The sequence below is a fragment of the Aeromonas sp. OTU364 genome (assembly GCF_038440395.1).
Classification (GTDB): Bacteria; Pseudomonadota; Gammaproteobacteria; order Enterobacterales; family Aeromonadaceae; genus Aeromonas.
The window spans coordinates 46,654-66,340 of the sequence record NZ_JASATR010000006.1 but is presented as its reverse complement, the minus strand read 5'-3'; the positions used below and the strand labels follow the sequence as shown (position 1 = coordinate 66,340).

Below are 19,687 nucleotides of genomic sequence, written 5' to 3'. Positions count from 1 at the left end.
GGCTACCAGCGCCCCGCCATGCCGAGATCCTGCCACTGGGCGGCATCCTGCAGGTTGAAGGGGTCGTCGAGATAGAGGGCTATGCCGAGCTCGCGAGCACGCCCGATGAAGCGGGCCAGCAGGGCGTCGGCGGCCATCGCCTCCAGCTCCGGCAGCAGATGCTGCCCCAGCAGCAGGCTCTGGATCGGCAGCCGCTCCAGCTGATCGAAAGGCAGGTGCTGGGCATTGTCGAGCAGCAGGGCCAGCCTGGCCCCGGCAAGACTCGCCTGCAGCACCAGGGCGAAGCGATCCGCCTGGTTCAGCAAGTTATCCCGCCGATGGATGACCAGGGTCAGCTCGTTCGCCTGCCTGCCATGCTGCTCCAGCCATGCCTTGAGGGGATCCCAGTGAGGGGGCAGGCTGCTCACGGCCAGCCAGATTGGCAGGGGGCTGGAGGCCGCATCCGCCTGCAGGCCAAGCTGACCCCGCGCCTCTCCCTGCCAGCTGCGAATAGTGCGCTTCAGGCCACCCAGCCTGCGCTGGCGCTGCGGCCCCAGGTAGAGCGCCTTGAGCAGCCGCAGCAGATCGTCGCTCTGCAGCGGCTTGGCCAGAGCGGCCAGCACGTTGAAGCCGGCGTCGTGCAGCAGTCGCCTGGCGCCGTCGATCAGGGTCTGATCGTGGGCGGAGAGCAGTATGATGGGCAGGCCGCTGTGACGGTACTGGGGATGGCTCATCAGGAGACTGATGGCATCCTGCTCCGCCAGGCTGAGATCGCAGACCAGCAGCCCCACAGCCCCCTCTTCCAGCGCCTTGAGACAACCTTCGCCGTCCTGCACCCAGTGGCAGGGCAGCCCCAGCGCCTGGATCTCCTGCTGGATGCAGGCCCCCTGGAAGGGGTGATCCTCGAGCAGCAGGATCTGGAGCCGGGCGAGCCAGTCCCGCCACCCCTGCTCCCGCGCCTGCAACCCCTCAAGCCAGGGATCCGACAGGCGGTAGATCCCCACCCCCGGGGTCTGCAGCCGCGGCAGATAGTCGGCCCCCTCGTGGGAGGCGGGATCGAACAGGGCGATGGCCCCGGCGGCGAACAACCCCTCCCACTGCCAGCTCGCGTCCGGCCGGGTACGGTGCAGACTGGCATAGGCCGGCAAGCCCGCCTCCTTTGCCGCCTGATGGGAGACGGCGTCCAGGGCATAGACGCTGACGGGGTGAAATACCGGCTCCTGGCTGACATCTGACTCCAGCAGGGCCAACAACTCTTCATCTGTGATAATCATCTCATGCTCTCTTGCCCAGTTGCCGGCAGACCTCTTCCACGGCCTGCTGCAATTCTTCCACCAAGGGGTGCCCGGGGGCTCGCTGCCAGCGCTCGATCACCTGTACCAGGGCGGCGGCCCCCACCATTTTGGCGGCCCCCTTCATCTTGTGTAAAGCCGTATTGAGGGCGCCTTCATCTCCTGTCGTGACGCATCCCTCAATCTCGGCCAGATCCTGACGAGCCGACTCCAGATAGAGGTTGATGAGCGCCGGGTTGAGCAGTGTCGTCATGGGGGTGATCTTGACCGAGCTCTCCACCAGTGGCGCACTGCTACGACCGGAGACGGTGCGCAGCAAGATGGCCAGCTCCTTCAGCAGGACGGGTTTGTCCAGATGACCCTGGCAGCCGCAATCCGCCAGACGCTGGGCCGCCTGCTCGCTGAGGTCGGCGGTGATCACGTAGACCGGCAGCTGCTGCCAGCGCGCCGAGGCCCGCAACTGCTTGCAGAGCTCGGCACCGTCCATCACCGGCATCTGCAGATCGGTCAGCACCAGATCGACAGATTCCCGCGCCAGGATCTCGAGGGCCAGACGGCCATTGGCGGCGCTCAGCACCCGGGCGCCCAGCTGACTCAGCTGCATGCTGATCAGCACCCGGTTCACCTCGTGATCTTCCACCAGGAGGACCCGCATGCCGGCGCCCGGCAGATCCGCGACCTCCCCGCTCCCCTGAACCAGCCTGGGTTGCAGCAGACTCACCACGGCGCCCGGGATCCAGGGCTCCCCCTGCCAGGACCAGGCACGCAGTCCCTGTTCATCCTGGGTGGCGGCAAGGGCGGGCGCCGTCGCCTCCTCGGTCACACCAAACTCGGCGAGCCAGGCCCGCACGTACGCCAGCTCCTCGGGAGGAAGCTGCAGGGACATCTGTTTGAACCTTGGCTGCCAGGGCGCCTTCTCCTGCGTCCCTTCGAGGGGCCATGCGCAGATGAAGCGGCTGCCGCCGGTGGCCACCGGCTCGACCCGGATCTCCCCTCCCATCTGCTCCATCAGCTGGCGACAGATGGCCAGCCCCAAGCCGGTACCCTGGGCCCTGAGCTGGCCCAGCTCCTCCCCTTGCTCGAAGGGCTGGAACAGCCGGGGCAGCAGCTCGGCACTGATGCCGGGGCCCTGATCGTCCACCCCGCACCAGACCCAGTCCCCGTGCCGGCGGGCCCAGAGCACCACCTCCCCCCGCTCGCTGAACTTGATGGCGTTGGAGAGCAGGTTGTGCAACACCTGCTGCACCCTGTGGGGATCGAGCGCCATCAGGGCGGGCAGCGCCGGATCCAGGTTGAGGCGCAGCTGCAGGTGTTTGGAGCGCGCCTTGGACCAGTGCACCGCCGCCACATGCTCGCACAGCTCCACCAGATCGGTCGGCTGCAGGGAGAGCCGCAGCTGACGGCTCTCGTTGCGGCTGAAGTCGAGTACGTCGTTGAGCAGCCCGAGCAGCTCGTTACCCGCCTGCCTGACGTGTGCCAGCACCGAGGCCTGCTCCGCGGAGAGCTCGGTCTGATCCAGCCACTCCAGCAAGCCCAGGATGGCGTTCATGGGGGTGCGGATCTCGTGGCTCACGGCGGCGAGGAAACGCCCCTTGGCGAGCACGGCCTGCTGGGCCTGCTCGTGGGAGAGCTGCAGGGAGTGCTCCTGCTCCACCCGGCTGGTCACATCCTGCACCACCCCAAAGACGCGCCACCCCTCCCCCTGACGGCGCCCCCTGCCGGAGAACTGCAGCCAGCGCGTGCCCTTGCTCGGATGCTGGTAGCGCAGCAGATGGGAGAAGGGGCGCCCGGCCTGCAACATGGCCAGCATGGGGGCGCGCATCTCCCGCCTGTCCTGGTGGGAGATGCGGGTCAGGGTCTCGTTGGGATTGAGGCGGATCTGCTGGCTGGCCAGCCCCAGCAGCTCATGGCTGCCGCGACTGACGAACTCCACCCGGGTGATGGCGCCCCCTTGCAGGGTGAACTGCAGCACCACCCCGGGCACCGTATTGGTGAGGGCCCGCAGGCGGCGCTCCGCCTGGCGCAGCAAGCGGGTGCGCTCGCGCAAGGCGCTGATGTCGGACAGGGCGATGAGATCCCCGGCCGGGGCCTGAGGCCCCAGCCGCAGCGGGATCTGGGCATAGGAGTAGACCTGATCCCGCAGGGCTATCTCCCCCTCAGCCCCCTGCAACTGCGGGGACGGCAGGACGAGATCGGTGGCGTAGCGCGCCTCCATCCGCTTGGCCCGCTTGTTGCGCTTGATCACCTCCCCCTTGTCATTGCGCAAGAACACCGGCACCGGCAGCGCCTGGAACAGGGACTCCCTGAACTTGCTCTCCAGCGCCAGCGCCTGCTCCGCCTTCTGGCGTTCGCGCGCCTCCTGGGCCAGCTGCTGGCGGGAGCGCCAGACTGACCAGATCACCCCAGCGCTAATAAGGAGTGCCAGCAGGACAGAGCCAAGCCAGAAGCCGTAACTGACCCCCTCTTGCTGGTTCAGTACCAGGCGCCGCCAACGCTGGACCAGCTCGCTCACCTGGCGATCGTTGATCGTCATCAGGCTCTGCTCCAGCACCCCGGCAAGCCTTGGCTGATCCAGTCTGATGGCAAAGCCGAGGCCAAACACCTCAGGCAGCTCCGTGATGCTCAGCTCGCTCAGCTGGTTGTTGCGCAGCGGATATTGCAGCTGATAGAGCTCGGCCAGCATGGCATCGGCCTCACCGCTCTGCACCGCCGCCAGCCCTTGCAGCAGGCTGTCGGTCACCCCCCAGTCCTGTTGCCCGAACCGGGCCAGCAGGCTGGTGTCGTACAGCATGCGGGGCACGACCACCCTGCCCTTGACCGCGGCAAGGGTTTGATAAGCTCCCCGCTTGCGGCTGACCAGGGCATAGCGACTGGTTGCCACCGCACGGGTGAACTCGAACTCCTCGTGCAGTGCCGGCGACTCCAGCAGACCGGCCATCATGGCGGCCTCCCCGCTGCGCAGCCTGGCGAGCGCCTCCTCCTTGCTGGCAACGGGGATCAGCTCAAAATTCAGCCCCGTCTGGCGGCTCACTTCCCGCAGCACATCGCCGCTCCAGCCGATGAGCTCCCCCTGCTGGTTGACGCCGCTGTAGGGCATGAAGTCGGGATCCGCCACCAGCTTGATGGTGCGCGCGCTGCCGACCAGCCAGGCCTGCTCCTTGTCGGTGAAGTGCAAGGGGTTGATGTCCTGCTCGCTCTGGGGCAGATAGCGCCCCAGATCCCGGTAGAGGCTGCCCGGCGGCAGGAAGCGGATCGCCGTGTCTATCAGCTCCTGCAACTGCGGCTTGTCGTCCATCATCAGCCGGTAGCTGATCACCAGATCGTCGCTGCGCAGCCGCCGCAGGCGCAGCCCCTCGTCCGGGAACTCCCGCATCAGGTAACGCAGTTGCAGATAGTCACCGAGGTAGGCGCTGCCCCTGCCCGCCACCAGGGCCCCGTACCAGTTCTCCGCATCGGTCAGGAGCCGCTGGGACGAGTGGGGATAGAGCCGCTGCAGGGTCTCCTCTGCCTGCCAGATGGGCGAGACCAGGAAGGTCGCCTGCTCGAGCTCCCCCCGATAGAGGATGGCGGACTCCGCCTCCAGCATGGCCCGGCTCAAGGCTGTGCCGGGCAGGGTCTCCCGGGTTGGGCCCACATGGGGGATGAGATCGCACTGCCCGCGCTGCAAGCCCTGCAGGGTCGCCGGCCAGTTGGGCAGTTTTTCAAAGCGCAGCGGCACCGGCAGTTGCCGGGCCAGGCGTTTCATCTGATCGATGAGCAGGCCCCCCTGCGCTTCTAGGTAGGGAGGACGCTGCAGGGCCGGATAGCAGAAGGTCAGCCCGGTGAGCGTATCGGCATAGGCCTGGGTCTCGGCTGACAGGGGGAGCGTGGCGGCACGCAGCGGCAAGGCCAGCAACGCACCAAACAGGAAGAGGGTCTTTATCATCGAAACGCAAAAGCCAGGCATTTGCCTGGCTTTTCTTTACTCATTGGGTTCAACATTTTCTACCCTGGCCTTGAGCTTCTGGCCAGGCCGGAAGGTCACCACTCGACGGGCGCTGATGGGAATATCCTCGCCCGTCTTGGGGTTACGTCCGGGACGCTGGTTCTTCTCACGAAGATCAAAGTTACCGAAGCCTGAAATCTTGACTTGTTCACCGCGCTCGAGCGCCTGTCTGATTTCCTCAAAGAAGGCTTCCACCATGTCTTTGGCTTCACGCTTGCTCATCCCGAGCTGGGTGAACAGGTGCTCTGCAATGTCGGCTTTGGTAAGCGCCATAGATCAATCCCTCAAGGATGCATTCAACTCTTCACCAAGGGCCCGCACGACATTGTCCACGGTCTCGGCAATCTCTTTCTCCTCCAGGGTGCGCTGGGTGTCTTGCAACACTAGACTGATGGCCAGGCTCTTCTTGTCCTCTGCCATACCAGCACCCTGGTATACGTCGAACAAGTTTATTCCAACTAACTGATTTCCGCCAACTTTTTTAATTACTGCCAGGACGTCACCGGCCAGAACCGCAACGTCGACCACCACGGCGATGTCACGGCGGTTGGCCGGGAAGCGGGAAACTTCGGCCGCAACCGGCACCTTGGCCGGGGTCAGCTTGTCCAGTTCCAGCTCGAACATCACGGCACGGCTCTTGAGACCCAGCTTCTTCTCGAGGCTCGGGTGGATCACTCCGATGTGGCCGATGACGGCGCCATTACGCAGGATGGCGGCGCTCTGGCCCGGGTGCAGGGCGCTGTGCTCGGTACGCTCGAAGCTGAAGGTGGCCCCTTCGGCGGTGAGATCCAGCACGGCTTCCAGATCCCCTTTCAGATCAAAGAAGTCGCTGCCACGGCTCTTGACGTCCCAGTGCTCGTCGCTCTGGTTGCCGGTGATGATGCCGGCCAGCATGGGCTCCTGACGGATGCCGTTCTCGGCGCTTGCGTCCTTGATGAAACGCAGGCCCTGCTCGAACAGACGCACACGGCCCTGCTGACGGTTCTGGTTGTAGACCACCGCCTGCACCAGACCCGGGAACAGGGAGACACGCATGGCGGACATCTCGACCGAGATGGGGTTCGGCAGAACTATGGCGTCGCTCTGGGGGAACAGGGTCTGCTGGGCCTTGGGATCCACGAAGCTGTAGGTGATCGCCTCCTGGAAACCTCTGTCGACCAGCAGGTCACGCACCCGCTTCAGGGTCACCTGGCCTTCGGCCTGCTCCACCATCGCCAGGGAGGCGGCGGGTTTGAGGTTCGGGATGTTGTTGTAGCCGTAGATGCGGGCCACTTCCTCGATGAGGTCTTCCTCGATGGCGATGTCGAAACGCCAGGAGGGGGCCAGCGCGGTCCAGCCGTCGGCGTCCACGGTCACCTGCATGCCGAGGCGGGTCAGGATCTCGAGCACCTGGGCGTCGGCCACGCTGATGCCGATCACCTTGTCGAGCTTGGCACGACGCAAGCGGATGGGGGCAGCCTTGGGAAGATGGGCATCGGATTTGACCTCGATGACCGGGCCAGCTTCACCGCCGCAGATATCCAGCAGCAGGCGGGTGGCTCTGTCCATCACCTTGGCCTGCAGCTCGGGATCGACCCCGCGCTCGAAGCGGTGGGAAGAGTCGGTGTGCAGACCGTAGGCACGGGCGCGGCCTGTGATGGAGAGCGGCGCGAAGAAGGCGCACTCCAGCAGGATGTCGGTGGTGGTCTCGGACACACCGGTGCGATCGCCGCCGAAGATACCGGCCATGCAGGCAGGGCCTTTGGCATCGGCAATCACCAGGGTGTTGTCTTTAAGCTTCACCTCGGTACCGTCGAGCAGGGTCATCGGCTCATCGCTACGGGCGCGGCGCACCACCAGCTCCCCTTCCAGCTTGGCCAGATCGAAGGCGTGCATCGGCTGACCGTATTCCAGCAGCAGGTAGTTGGTGATGTCGACGATGGCGTCGATGGAGCGGATGCCGCCACGGCGCAGCTTCTCCTGCATCCAGAGCGGGCTCTGGGCGCTCAGGTTCAGCCCCTTGATGACGCGACCCAGGTAACGTGGGCAATCGGCGGGCGCCTCGACCCGGATCGGGAAGCTGGCGTCAATGGTGGCGGCGGCAGGCGTCCAGCTCGGCTCGACCACGTCCACGCTGTTGAGCACGCCAATCTCGCGGGCCAGACCCGCGATGCCGAGGCAATCGGCCCGGTTCGGGGTCAGATCCACGTCGATGCTGACGTCGTTGAGCGCGAGGTAGTCGCGGATATCGGTGCCGATGGGGGCATCGGCTGGCAGCTCTATGATGCCATCAGCTTCAACGTCGATACCCAGCTCGCTGAAGGAGCAGAGCATGCCGTGAGACGGCTGGCCACGCAGCTTGGCTTTCTTGATGGTGAAATCACCCGGCAGGGTCGCGCCCACCTTGGCCACACACACTTTCAAGCCCTGACGGCAATTCGGCGCGCCGCAGACGATGTCCAGCAGCTCGGCCTCCCCCACGTTGACCTTGGTCACCCGCAGCTTGTCGGCGTCCGGATGCTGGGCACACTCGACCACTTCACCCACCACCACGTTGTTGAACTGGCCGGCGACCGCTTCGATGGCGTCGACTTCGAGGCCGGCCATGGTGATCTGCTCGGCCAGTGCGTTGTCACTCAACTCGGTGCGGACCCACTCCATCACCCAGGATTTACTGAATTTCATGTTCTCTCGCCCTTACTTGAACTGCTTGAGGAAGCGCAGATCGTTTTCGAAGAAGGCACGCAGGTCGTTGACCCCGTAACGCAGCATGGTCAGGCGCTCAATGCCCATGCCGAAGGCAAAGCCGGAGTATTTTTCCGGATCGATGCCGACCGAACGCAGCACGTTCGGGTGCACCATGCCGCAGCCCAGCACTTCCAGCCACTTGCCGTTCTTGCCCATCACGTCCACTTCGGCGCTAGGCTCGGTGAACGGGAAGTAGGAGGGGCGGAAGCGAATGGTGAGATCTTCCTCGAAGTAGTTGCGCAGGAAGTCGTGCAGTATCCCCTTGAGCTCGGTGAAGCTGGCATGCTCGTCCACCAGCAGGCCTTCGACCTGGTGGAACATGGGGGTGTGGGTCATATCGTAGTCGTTACGATAGACGCGGCCCGGCGCTATGATGCGGATCGGCGGCTGCTGATGTTCCATGGTGCGGATCTGCACGCCCGAGGTGTGGGTACGCAGCATCAGATCGGGATTGAAGTAGAAGGTATCGTGATCGGTACGCGCCGGGTGATGAGCCGGAATGTTCAGCGCATCGAAGTTGTGGAAGCCATCTTCAATCTCGGGACCGCGCTCGACCTTGAAACCCATCTCGCCAAACAGGCGCTCGATGCGCTCAATGGTGCGGGTCACCGGGTGCAGGCCACCGTTCTCGATGCGGCGACCCGGCAGGCTGATGTCGATGGTCTCGGCGGCCAGCTTCTGGTTCAGCACGGCAACTTCAAGGGCTTCACGACGCGCGTTCAAGGCATCCTGAACCAGCTGCTTGGCCTGGTTGATCACGGCGCCTGCGGCGGGACGCTCCTCAGGCGAAAGGGCGCCCAGGCCCTTCATCTGCTCGGTAAAAAAGCCCTTTTTACCCAGATATTTGACCCGGATTTCGTCGAGGGCGGCGATGTCGCTTACGCCCTCAATTTCGGCCTTGGCCTGGCCGACTACTTCTTCAAGCTGTTGCATGTCTTCCTCGTCACCACTCCCGAAACAGGAGCCTTTAGGCTAAATAAGGTCAAGAGGGGAATAATACAAAAAAAGCCCCTTCGCTGACCATAGTTATGGCCGGCTTTTCTCCCTATAAATCATTTTGTTATATCAAGCGAGTCTCAAGCCCTCCCCTGCTCGCTTCAATTTTTGATGTCAGGCCTTAGTTTGTTGGCATATCAGACATTTTCGCGTCGGCCACCAGGGCAGATGGCGTTGTGCGGCACAACACACTGAAAGCAAAAAGCGGGCAACAAAAAAGGAGGCCTGAGCCTCCTTTTATCTTTCATAACAGAACCGGATTAAACCAGCGCTGCTTTGGCCTTTTCAACCAGGGCGGTGAAAGCCAGCTTGTCGTGAACGGCGATATCGGACAGGATCTTGCGATCGATCTCGATGGAAGCCTTCTTCAGACCGTCGATCAGACGGCTGTAGGACAGACCGTTCTGACGGGCTGCAGCGTTGATACGCGCAATCCACAGCTGACGGAACTGACGCTTCTTCTGGCGACGGTCACGGTAGGCATACTGACCAGCTTTGGTTACCGCTTGTACCGCTACGCGGTAGACACGGGAACGGGCGCCGTAGTAACCCTTGGCGGCTTTCATTACTTTCTTGTGACGAGCGCGAGCAGTCACACCACGTTTAACTCTTGGCATTTTTCACATCCCCCTTATGCGTACGGCAGACAAGCGACAACACGTTTGTGGTCGGCAGCAGAAACCATGAACTTCGGCCCCAGCTTACGCTTACGCTTACTGCTCTTCTTGGTCAGGATGTGACGCAGGTGGTTGTGCTTGCACTTGAAGCGACCTGAGCCAGTCTTCTTGAAGCGCTTTGCAGCACCCCGGTTGGTTTTCATCTTCGGCATTTCATACTCCGCATTGTGAGTGACAACAAAATCGCAAGGCGAACCGACTCATGGGGCGAACCCATGAGTCAATTTCTTGTGGGCCTTAAGATTTCTTCTTGGGTGCGAGGACCATCACAGCTTGACGGCCTTCGACTTTCGGGAACGACTCGACTACGGCCAACTCTTCCAGATCGTTCTTGACTCGCTCCAGAACCTTGATACCAAGATCCTGGTGGGCCATTTCACGACCACGGAAGCGCAGGGTGACCTTCGCCTTGTCCCCGTCTTCCAGAAAGCGAACCAGGTTGCGTAGTTTTACCTGATAGTCGCCTTCGTCAGTGCCAGGACGGAATTTGATTTCCTTCACCTGGACGACTTTCTGCTTTTTCTTCTGTTCTTTGGTGGTCTTGCTCTTTTCGTAGAGGAATTTGCCGTAATCCATGATTCGGCAAACGGGCGGCTCAGCGTTAGGACTGATCTCGACCAGATCCACTCCGGCTTCAAGGGCCAAGTTCAGGGCATCCTGGATGGTGGTGATGCCAATGGCCTCACCGTCCAAACCAGTCAGACGAACTTCTTTCAGACGGATCTCTTCATTGATCCGGTGAGCGCGGGCTTGCGGTTGCTTGCCCAGTTTTTTTCCGCCTTTTATAGCTTATTCCTCCACTTTCTTTTGTCCGCGGGTCTGAACTTCCTGGGTTAACAGAGCTATCAGCTCTTCAACAGGATAAGAGCCCAGGTCAGCCCCTTTACGAGTCCGTACTGCAATCTTGCCGGCTTCTACTTCTTTATCGCCGCAGACCAGCATGAAAGGCACTCGCTTCAAAGTATGCTCGCGGATTTTAAAGCCAATCTTCTCATTTCTCAAGTCCGCTTTTGCGCGAAGGCCCGCATCATTCAATGCCTTGGCAACTTTCACCGCATAATCGGCCTGATTATCCGTGATATTCATGACCACGGCCTGAGTCGGTGCCAGCCAGGTCGGGAACAGTCCGGCGTACTCTTCGGTCAGGATACCGATGAAACGCTCGAGGGACCCGAGAATGGCCCGGTGGATCATCACGGGTACGTGACGTTCGTTGTCTTCGCCCACATAAGTGGCGCCAAGACGGCCCGGCAAGGCAAAATCGAGCTGCACGGTACCACACTGCCAAGCACGATCAAGACAATCGTGCAGGGTGAATTCGATCTTGGGACCGTAGAAAGCCCCCTCACCCGGCTGCAGATCGTACTTCAGGCCGTTGAGCACCAGGGCTTCCGCCAGGGCGGCTTCCGCGCGATCCCAGGCTTCATCGGAACCGATGCGCTGCTCGGGACGGGTGGAGAGCTTGACCACGATGTTTTCGAAGCCAAAGGTGCCGTAGACGTCATAGACCATGCGAATACAGGCCGAGACCTCTTCCATGATCTGATCTTCGGTACAGAAGATGTGGGCGTCATCCTGGGTGAAGCCGCGCACCCGCATCAGACCGTGCAGGGAGCCTGAGGGCTCGTTGCGGTGGCAGGAGCCGAACTCGGCCATGCGCAGGGGCAGATCCCGGTAGGACTTCAGACCCTGGTTGAAGATCTGCACGTGGCCCGGGCAGTTCATCGGCTTGATGGCGTACTCGCGGTTCTCGGACTGGGTGGTGAACATGGCCTGGGCGTATTTCTCCCAGTGGCCGGAGCGCTCCCACAGCACGCGATCCATCATGAAGGGGCCTTTCACCTCTTGATAGTCGTACTCCTTGAGCTTGCCACGGATGAAGGTTTCCAGCTCACGGAAGATGGTCCAGCCATCGTTGTGCCAGAACACCATGCCGGGGGCCTCTTCCTGCATGTGGTACAGGTCGAGCTGCTTGCCAATCTTGCGGTGGTCGCGCTTGGCGGCCTCCTCGAGACGCTGCAGGTAGGCCTTGAGCTGCTTCTTGTCGGCCCAGGCGGTACCGTAGATGCGCTGCAGCATCTTGTTGTTGGAGTCACCACGCCAGTAGGCGCCTGACATCTTCTGCAACTTGAAGTGGTGACAGTGACGCATGTTGGGCACGTGGGGGCCGCGACACATGTCGACGTACTCTTCGTGATGATAGAGACCGGGCTGATCATCGCGGGCGATGTTCTGATCCAGGATTTCGACCTTGTAGGTCTCGCCGCGGGCCTCGAACACGTCGCGCGCCTCATGCCAGGAGACCTTTTTCTTGACGACGTCGTAATCCTTGGCGGCCAGCGCCAGCATGCGCTCTTCCAGGGCAGCCAGATCTTCATCGGTCAGGGTGCGGTCGAGATCGACGTCGTAGTAGAAACCGTTGTCGATGACAGGACCTATGGCCATCTTGGTCTGGGGCCAGAGTTGCTTGATGGCATGACCCAGCAGGTGGGCGCAGGAGTGGCGCAGAATGTCCAGACCGTCTTCGTCTTTGGCGGTGATGATGGCAAGGGAGGCATCGGCTTCGATCAGCTCGCACGCATCCACCAGTTCACCGTTCACCCGGCCGGCAATGCACGCCTTGGCGAGACCGGGACCTATGTCGGCGGCGACGTCCATGACGGAAACGGCGTGGGGAAATTGACGTTGGCTGCCGTCAGGCAGAGTAATGATTGGCATTAGGTGTTTCCTTATACAGTGGTGCCCCGTACCAAAGGGCACATGCAGATTGGAGAAAACCTTTCATTTCAAGCAGTTCACCCCTGAGTTTCACCGTTCACAATACGGTTGCTACACAGCAGTGGTACACACCCTCTTGGGTGCGCAAGGCCATCAATTGACAGGTACAGCGGAGGATTGTATCAGACGTCACGACCCAGACAAGTTGCCTTGCCGATTTTGTATACCATGAAGGGGAAAGCGAGGTGCGCCGTCATCAGTTGATTTGCCTGGCGTCACAGAGGCAATCGGGACGACGCATATGCGATACGGGTCCCGCCGCGCCCTCTCTGTGCTAGGTTTCCAGTGAGGCGTCTGCCTAAATGAGGAGAGCATGATGTACACCTATGACATTTCGTTTCCGGAGCATGCGGAGAAGATTGTCCACCCGGATCACCTGTTGACGACACACTGCCCCGTTCATCTCGGGGAGCTGGTGATCCTGAGCGATGGCAGCAAGCGCGAGGTATGCAGCATAGTGCACAGCGCCGATCGCAGTACCCTCTACGTCACCGACGTGACACCGGGCAAGATCACCGCCAGCCGCTGAGGGGCTAACCCTCCCCCAGCAGTGACTGGCCGTTGAAATCGAAGGCGCTGCGACCCTCCTCGGCCAGCGCCAGCTCCTGCAATACCGTCAACGCCAGCTTGTTGCCCTTTTGCGAGGCCTGATAGAGCCACTGCTTGGCCTCGGCCATGTCGACCCGACCGTTGGCCCCCATCAGATGCAGCACCCCCACCTTGAGCATGGCGGGCACGTCTCCGTTGCGGGCCGCCCGCTCCATCCAGTGAAAGGCGATACGCAGATCCCGTGGCACCCCTACCCCGCGCACATAGAGCTCCGCCAGCCGGTACTGGCCAAACGCATCCCCCGCCTCGGCGGACTGGCGATAGAGGCGGATGGCCTGCGCCAGATCCTGCTCGCTCCCCTGCCCCAGCTCATGGCTCCACCCCATCAGGGCCTGCGCCCTGGGTTGACCCTGCTCGGCCAGCGGCTGCCAGATACCGGTCGCCTGCTCGAAGTGGCCCACCCGCCAGGCGCGGTTGGCCGCGGCCAGCTCCTGCTCGGTGGAGAGCGGTAGCAGACGCCAGGCGACCAGGGCAATGACGCCGATAAACAGCCAGCGGTAAGTGGTGGGACTCATGATGATTTCCGTGATCCAGTTCGCATTTTGTCTATGTAAACGAAATGTAGCGACAGATCAAGCAGGAGATCCCGTTCTTTGGCCGAGTGAAATAAGGGAAGAGTGGCCGGACTTGATGTTTGGCACTATCCCGAGCAGAATGACTGTATGTATAAACAGTATATAGTGTGATGAGATGGCAGGACGAGGCAGCACCCACAATATCGAGCACCGTTTCAGCGGCCCGCAGATCGATGCCGTCGACGATGGCTGGCAGGCCGTGGAATGGGAGGCGGCATTTCGTGCGCCCCAGCCCCGAACCGAGGTGCGGGAGATCCAGGCCAAGAGCATCATCAGCCACAACCTCTCGCCGGACGTCCCCTTCGGCCGCTCCATCAATCCCTATCAGGGGTGCGAGCATGGCTGCATCTACTGCTATGCCAGACCCAGCCACGCCTACCTGGAGCTCTCCCCCGGCCTGGATTTCGAGACCCGGCTGTTTGCCAAGCTCAATGCCGCCGCGCTGCTGCGCCGGGAGTTTGCCAAGCCAGGCTATCAGCCGCAGACCATAGTGCTGGGAGCCAACACCGATCCCTACCAGCCCATAGAGCACCACTATCGCCTCACTCGCGAGCTGCTGGAGGTGATGCTGGCCCATCGCCATCCGGTGGGGATCATCACCAAGAGCGCCATGATATTGCGCGATCTCGATCTGCTGGCCGAGCTGGCCCGGGAGGGGCTCTGCCAGGTGATGGTGTCGGTCACCACCTTGAACGAGACGCTGAGGCGACAGCTGGAGCCCCGCACCAGCACGGGAGCGGGTCGGCTCAAGGTCATCGAGAAGCTGGCACAGGCCGGGATACCTGTGGGAGTGCTGGCGGCCCCCATGATCCCGCGGCTCAACGAGCCCGAGCTGGAGCAGATCATCAAGGGCGCCGTGGAGGCGGGCGCCGGCTGCGCCGACTATATCCTGCTGAGACTGCCCCACGAGCTGACCACCCTGTTTTGCGACTGGCTGGAGGAGCACTACCCCGGCCAGAAGGAGGCCATCCTGAACCAGTTGCGGGCAAGCAGAGGGGGGGCGCTCAACAGCCCCGCCTTCGGGACTCGTATGCGCGGAGAGGGGCAATTCGCCGACTTGCTCGCCCAGCGCTTTCGGCTCATCAGCAAGCGACTGCAACTGGGCAAGCGCCATATCGCGCTCAACACCTCTGCCTTCATTCGCCCCAACGAGCAGCTGCGCCTGTTCTGATGGCTGCGGCTATCGCCGCTCAGCCCCTAGGCCTTGGCGGGGCTTGCCCTGTGCGATCAGCTCCGCGGGCAGGCGCGAGGGCTCATAAGCCACCTCCTCCTGCTCGTCATGTGACAATGCCCTGGCATCCTCTCCCCACATCCGGCTCCACCAGATCTCCCACATGATCCAACTGGTCATACCCTGCTCCTTCTGGATGATATTGCCAACGCCGGGCTCGGGCATGGTCGTGCCCTTGCCCCACCTGAACAGCCGCAGTCTGTCCCGCCGGGATGACAGCCAGATGACGCCGGGATGAAGGATTGAATGAGCAAGAGAGCCCGGAGCGGGAAAATCCGGCGCCAGCACAGGAGATGAACGCAGGCAGTTTCGGATGACCGACGCCGCAGGAGGGAGTGAAGGCAGAAGAAATAAAAAGAGCGACCCAAGGGCCGCTCTTTTTTATCGAGGCAGGTAACGATTATTCGTCGTCAGCCGCACCCGCTTCGCTGGAGCCTGCGTCGTCGGCAGCACCGGCGTCTGGCGCAGTCTCTGCACCTTCCGCCTGCTCGCCGTCGATGGCCATGCCCTCGGCGACCAGAGCGTCGTTCTCTTCCTCGTCGCTCTCGGCAATGCGCTGCAGGCCGACCACTGTCTCGTCTTCACCGGTACGGATCAGACGGACACCGCCGGTGTTACGGCCGATGACGCTCACCTCGGCAACACGGGTACGCACCAGGGTGCCGCCATTGGTGATCAGCATGATCTGGTCGGTATCCTCGACCTGGATCGCATCGATCACCTTGCCGTTGCGCTCGTCCACCTTGATGGAGCGAACGCCCTGGGTACCACGGCTCTTGGTCGGGTACTCGTCCAGTGCGGTGCGCTTGCCGTAACCGTTCTCGGTGGCGGTGAGGATGGCACCTTCACCGCGCGGCACGATGAGGGAAACCACCTTGTCACCGGCGCCCAGCTTGATGCCGCGCACACCGGCTGCAGTACGACCCATGGGACGCACGCCCTTGAAGGTACCCTTGCTCTCGGTGCCTTCAGTGCCTTCGCCGTTGTCGCTGCCATCCTCGTCGTTGCCGGCGTCATCGTCGGTCTCGACGTCATCGCTGGCATCCGCATCGGCTGCATCGGCGCGGCCGCTACCTTCATTGAAGCGAACCACCTTGCCCGCATCGGAGAACAGCATGATCTCGTTGCTGCCGTCGGTGATGTCCACCCCGATCAGCTCATCACCCTCCTTGAGGTTGATGGCGCGAATACCCGAGGAGAGCGGACGGCTGAAGTCGGACAGGCTGGTCTTCTTCACGGTACCGTTGGCGGTGGCGAAGAAGACATACTTCTCGGCATCATACTCCTTCACCGGCAGGATGGCGGTGATGCGCTCACCCTCGTCCAGCGGCAGCAGGTTGATGATGGGACGACCACGGGCGCCACGGGACGCTTCCGGCAGTTGGTAGACCTTGAGCCAGTAGACCTTGCCACGGGTGGAGAAGCACAGAATGGTGTCGTGGGTGTTGGCCACCAGCAGACGCTCCACAAAGTCCTCTTCCTTGATCCGGGTGGCCGACTTGCCACGACCACCGCGGCGCTGGGCCTCGTAGTCGGAGAGCGGCTGATACTTCACATAGCCCTGGTGAGACAGGGTAACCACCACGTCTTCCGGGGTGATCAGATCTTCGATGTTGATCTCGGCACTGGACATGCTGATCTCGGTGCGACGCTCGTCGCCATACTGCTCGCGCACGGCCAGCAGTTCATCGCGGATCACTTCCATCAGGCGTTCCGGGCTTGCCAGGATGAACAGCAGCTCGGCGATCAGATCCAGCAGAGATTGGTACTCTTCCAGGATCTTCTCGTGCTCGAGGCCGGTCAGCTTGTGCAGACGCAGGTCGAGGATGGCCTGGGCCTGGATCTCGGTCAGGAAGTACTGCCCTTCACGGATGCCGAACTCCGGCTCCAGCCACTCCGGCCGTGCCGCGTCGTCGCCCGCTTTTTCCAGCATGGCGGCCACGTTGCCGAGTTCCCAGCCCTTGGCAACCAGGCCCGCTTTCGCATCCGCCGGGGTCGCACTGTGGCGAATGAGCTCGATGATGGGGTCGATGTTGGCCAGCGCCACCGCCAGGCCTTCCAGGATGTGAGCTCGATCCCGCGCCTTGCGCAGCTCGAACACTGTCCTGCGGGTCACCACCTCGCGGCGGTGCAGCAGGAAGGCATCCAGGATCTCTTTGAGGTTCATCACCTTGGGCTGGTTGTTATCGAGCGCCACCATGTTGATGCCGAACGTGGTCTGCATCTGGGTGTGCTTGTAGAGATTGTTCAGCACTATCTCGCCGGACTCGCCGCGCTTGATCTCGATAACGATGCGCATGCCGTCTTTATCAGACTCATCACGCAGGGCACTGATGCCCTCGACCTTCTTCTCTTTGACCAGCTCGGCGATCTTCTCGATCAGCCGCGCCTTGTTCACCTGATAGGGGATCTCGTGAACGATGATGGTCTCGCGACCGCTCTTCTCGTCCACTTCCACCTCGGCCTTGGCCCGCACATAGACGGAGCCGCGACCGGTCCGATAGGCCTGCACTATGCCGGAGCGCCCGTTGATGATGCCGCCGGTGGGGAAATCCGGGCCGGTGACATAGGTCATCAGCTCGTCAATGGTGAGGGCGCCATTCTCGATCAACGCCAGACAGCCGTTGACTATCTCGGTGAGGTTATGAGGAGGAATGTTGGTCGCCATGCCCACCGCGATACCGGAGGAGCCGTTGATCAACAGGGTGGGTACCTTGGTGGGCATGACAGCCGGGATCATCTCGGTGCCGTCGTAGTTCGGCACCCAGTCCACGGTCTCTTTGTCCAGATCGGCCAGCAACTCGTGGGAGATGCGCGCCATCCGCACTTCGGTGTAACGCATGGCCGCAGCGTTGTCGCCATCGACCGAGCCGAAGTTGCCCTGACCATCGACCAGCATGTAACGCATGGAGAAATCCTGCGCCATCCGGACAATGGTGTCATACACGGCGCTGTCGCCGTGCGGGTGATATTTACCGATTACGTCACCGACCACACGGGCCGATTTCTTATAGGGCTTGTTCCAGTCGTTCCCCAACTCGTTCATAGCAAACAGAACGCGGCGGTGAACCGGTTTCAAGCCATCACGCACATCCGGCAGAGCTCGTCCTACGATCACGCTCATGGCGTAATCCAGATAGGAACTCTTGAGCTCTTCTTCGATGTTGACCGGCGTGATCTCTCTGGCCAGATCGCTCATAGAAAGCCTTAATCCCTAATTAGTTGTTCTTTGGCTTAAACAGCGCGACATGGTAACACACTGAGCCAAATACCTTAAGCCACAAATCCGGGTAACACGTCGGGCTGGTGTGCCCAAGTCCGTCCGTTATAATGCCCGCCAGGACAATAGATTGCGCGCGCCCTGCCCGCTGCGCGCCCTGCCACAGGATCATCAAAAAATGAACAGTGATGCCAATGTCGATCTGACAGAAATCGCCAAATTTGAAGCCATCGCCTCCCGCTGGTGGGACATGGAGGGCGAGTTCAAGCCCCTGCACCAGATCAACCCGGTGCGCCTTGACTGGATCACCGACAAGAGCGGCGGCCTGTTTGGCAAACGCGTGCTCGACATCGGCTGCGGCGGCGGCATCCTCTCCGAGAGCATGGCGCGCCGGGGTGCTCGCGTGACCGGCATCGACATGGGCAAGGAGCCCCTCGGGGTCGCCCGCCTGCACGCCCTGGAGCAGGGTGTGGAGCTCGAGTATCGCCAGATCACCGCCGAAGCTCATGCCGCCGAGGCCCCCGGCCAGTATGATGTGGTCACCTGCATGGAGATGCTGGAGCACGTGCCGGATCCCGCCTCCGTGCTGCGGGCCATCGCCACCCTGGTGCAACCGGGAGGCAAGGTGTATGTCTCCACCATCAACCGCAACCCGAAAGCCTACCTGATGATGATCCTGGGGGCCGAGTACCTGCTGAAGATGGTGCCCAAGGGCACCCACGATCACAAAAAGTTCATCACCCCCGCCGAGCTGTGTCGCATGGGGGAAGCCGCGGGCCTCTTGGTGCGGGACATGAGCGGGGTGCACTACGCGCCGCTCTCCAACAGCTTCAAGCTCGGCAGGAACGTCGACGTCAACTACATGGTGGCCTTCGTGCGCCCGGAGTCAGTCTGATGAGCACCGACAAGGCGCCCCTGCGCTGCGTGCTGTTCGATCTGGACGGCACCCTGCTCGACACGGCCCCGGATCTCGGGGCTGCCGTCAACCATGTGCTGGTGAGCGAAGGCTTTGCCCCGCTGCCCGAGGCCATCATCCGCCAGACCACCTCCCACGGGGCCCTTGGGCTGCTCAAGGCGGGCCTGGGGGAGGATCTGCTGGAAGAGCTGGGGGCCACGCGCCTGCGAACCGCCCTGCTCGACCATTACGCCGCCAACCTCTGCGTCGGTACCCGTCCCTATGAAGGGATGCTGGATCTCATCGAATGGCTCGATGAGAAGAAGCTGCCCTGGGGCATAGTCACCAACAAGCCGGGCTTTCTCACCGAGCCGCTGCTGGCCGCCCTGCCCGAGCTTGCCAGCTGTGGCGTCACCGTCAGCGCCGACACCCTGCCGGTACGCAAGCCAGACCCGGCCCCCATGTTCTTTGCCTGCGAGCGGCTCGGGGTCGAGGCGAGCCACTGCCTTTATGTGGGGGACCATGTGCGCGACATCGAGGCGGGGCGCAACGCCGGCATGCGCACCGCGGTGGCGGGCTGGGGCTATCTGAGCGATGACGAGGATACCGCCGACTGGGGCGCCGACCTGCACTTTGATACGGTACAGGCTCTGCACCACTGGCTGCGCTACGAGCTGACCTGAGCCAAACCAGCACTGCACTGCATAAACGGTATAAGTGGAC

16 protein-coding genes are annotated in these 19,687 nt (G+C 62.1%); 4 read left to right on the top strand and 12 right to left on the bottom strand.

Annotated features, from left to right (window positions below; all coding sequences use genetic code 11):
- Window positions 1-2: 2 nt before the first annotated feature.
- The 9 genes from AAHB08_RS08605 to thrS all read right to left on the bottom strand — a co-directional run bounded on the left by AAHB08_RS08605 (window position 3) and on the right by thrS (window position 12,374).
- Complete coding sequence (locus AAHB08_RS08605; RefSeq protein ID WP_342058694.1) at window positions 3-1,253, bottom strand: response regulator; 1,251 nt, start codon at window positions 1,251-1,253, stop codon at window positions 3-5.
- Window position 1,254: 1 nt separating this feature from the next.
- Window positions 1,255-5,178, bottom strand: a complete 3,924-nt coding sequence (locus AAHB08_RS08600) for an ATP-binding protein (RefSeq protein WP_342058742.1) — start codon at window positions 5,176-5,178, stop codon at window positions 1,255-1,257.
- Between the two features lie 54 nt (window positions 5,179-5,232).
- Window positions 5,233-5,529, bottom strand: coding sequence for an integration host factor subunit alpha (gene ihfA, locus AAHB08_RS08595; RefSeq protein ID WP_005300715.1), 297 nt, complete (start codon window positions 5,527-5,529; stop codon window positions 5,233-5,235).
- 3 nt (window positions 5,530-5,532) lie between these two features.
- Window positions 5,533-7,920 carry a phenylalanine--tRNA ligase subunit beta gene (gene pheT, locus AAHB08_RS08590; protein ID WP_342058693.1) on the bottom strand — a complete coding sequence of 796 codons (2,388 nt, stop codon included), beginning with the start codon at window positions 7,918-7,920 and terminating at the stop codon, window positions 5,533-5,535.
- A gap of 12 nt (window positions 7,921-7,932) precedes the next feature.
- Window positions 7,933-8,916, bottom strand: coding sequence for a phenylalanine--tRNA ligase subunit alpha (gene pheS / locus AAHB08_RS08585; protein WP_342058692.1), 984 nt, complete (start codon window positions 8,914-8,916; stop codon window positions 7,933-7,935).
- A gap of 323 nt (window positions 8,917-9,239) precedes the next feature.
- Window positions 9,240-9,596, bottom strand: a complete 357-nt coding sequence (gene rplT, locus AAHB08_RS08580) for a 50S ribosomal protein L20 (RefSeq protein WP_010674800.1) — start codon at window positions 9,594-9,596, stop codon at window positions 9,240-9,242.
- 14 nt (window positions 9,597-9,610) lie between these two features.
- The gene (rpmI, locus tag AAHB08_RS08575; protein ID WP_005315535.1) at window positions 9,611-9,808 is read right to left on the bottom strand and encodes a 50S ribosomal protein L35; all 198 of its coding nucleotides are present in this window, start codon (window positions 9,806-9,808) and stop codon (window positions 9,611-9,613) included.
- Between the two features lie 85 nt (window positions 9,809-9,893).
- Window positions 9,894-10,424: a translation initiation factor IF-3 gene (infC, locus tag AAHB08_RS08570; protein WP_205597183.1), complete on the bottom strand. Its 531-nt coding sequence runs from the start codon at window positions 10,422-10,424 to the stop codon at window positions 9,894-9,896.
- Window positions 10,425-10,445: 21 nt separating this feature from the next.
- A complete protein-coding gene (thrS, locus tag AAHB08_RS08565) occupies window positions 10,446-12,374 on the bottom strand; it encodes a threonine--tRNA ligase (RefSeq protein ID WP_342058691.1) in 1,929 nt (642 codons plus the stop codon).
- Window positions 12,375-12,747: 373 nt separating this feature from the next.
- Between thrS and AAHB08_RS08560 the strand changes: the two genes are divergently transcribed.
- Window positions 12,748-12,963, top strand: coding sequence for a hypothetical protein (locus tag AAHB08_RS08560; RefSeq protein WP_139434406.1), 216 nt, complete (start codon window positions 12,748-12,750; stop codon window positions 12,961-12,963).
- 4 nt (window positions 12,964-12,967) lie between these two features.
- Here AAHB08_RS08560 and AAHB08_RS08555 read toward each other — a convergent pair whose 3' ends face one another.
- Window positions 12,968-13,558 carry a tetratricopeptide repeat protein gene (locus tag AAHB08_RS08555; protein WP_202045793.1) on the bottom strand — a complete coding sequence of 197 codons (591 nt, stop codon included), beginning with the start codon at window positions 13,556-13,558 and terminating at the stop codon, window positions 12,968-12,970.
- Between the two features lie 175 nt (window positions 13,559-13,733).
- Here AAHB08_RS08555 and AAHB08_RS08550 point away from each other — a divergent pair, with 175 nt between their 5' ends.
- Window positions 13,734-14,789: a PA0069 family radical SAM protein gene (locus AAHB08_RS08550; RefSeq protein WP_342058690.1), complete on the top strand. Its 1,056-nt coding sequence runs from the start codon at window positions 13,734-13,736 to the stop codon at window positions 14,787-14,789.
- A gap of 9 nt (window positions 14,790-14,798) precedes the next feature.
- Here AAHB08_RS08550 and AAHB08_RS08545 read toward each other — a convergent pair whose 3' ends face one another.
- The gene (locus AAHB08_RS08545; RefSeq protein WP_342058689.1) at window positions 14,799-14,969 is read right to left on the bottom strand and encodes a hypothetical protein; all 171 of its coding nucleotides are present in this window, start codon (window positions 14,967-14,969) and stop codon (window positions 14,799-14,801) included.
- Between the two features lie 280 nt (window positions 14,970-15,249).
- On the bottom strand, window positions 15,250-18,048 hold the full coding sequence (gyrA, locus tag AAHB08_RS08540) for a DNA topoisomerase (ATP-hydrolyzing) subunit A (protein WP_342058688.1): 2,799 nt from the start codon (window positions 18,046-18,048) through the stop codon (window positions 15,250-15,252).
- 199 nt (window positions 18,049-18,247) lie between these two features.
- Here gyrA and ubiG point away from each other — a divergent pair, with 199 nt between their 5' ends.
- Together ubiG and AAHB08_RS08530 are read left to right on the top strand one after the other, a co-directional pair.
- Window positions 18,248-18,964 carry a bifunctional 2-polyprenyl-6-hydroxyphenol methylase/3-demethylubiquinol 3-O-methyltransferase UbiG gene (gene ubiG / locus AAHB08_RS08535; RefSeq protein ID WP_342058687.1) on the top strand — a complete coding sequence of 239 codons (717 nt, stop codon included), beginning with the start codon at window positions 18,248-18,250 and terminating at the stop codon, window positions 18,962-18,964.
- Window positions 18,964-19,647, top strand: a complete 684-nt coding sequence (locus AAHB08_RS08530; RefSeq protein WP_342058686.1) for an HAD family hydrolase — start codon at window positions 18,964-18,966, stop codon at window positions 19,645-19,647. Before ubiG ends, AAHB08_RS08530 begins: the two co-directional genes overlap by 1 nt.
- The last annotated feature ends 40 nt before the right edge of the window (window positions 19,648-19,687 follow it).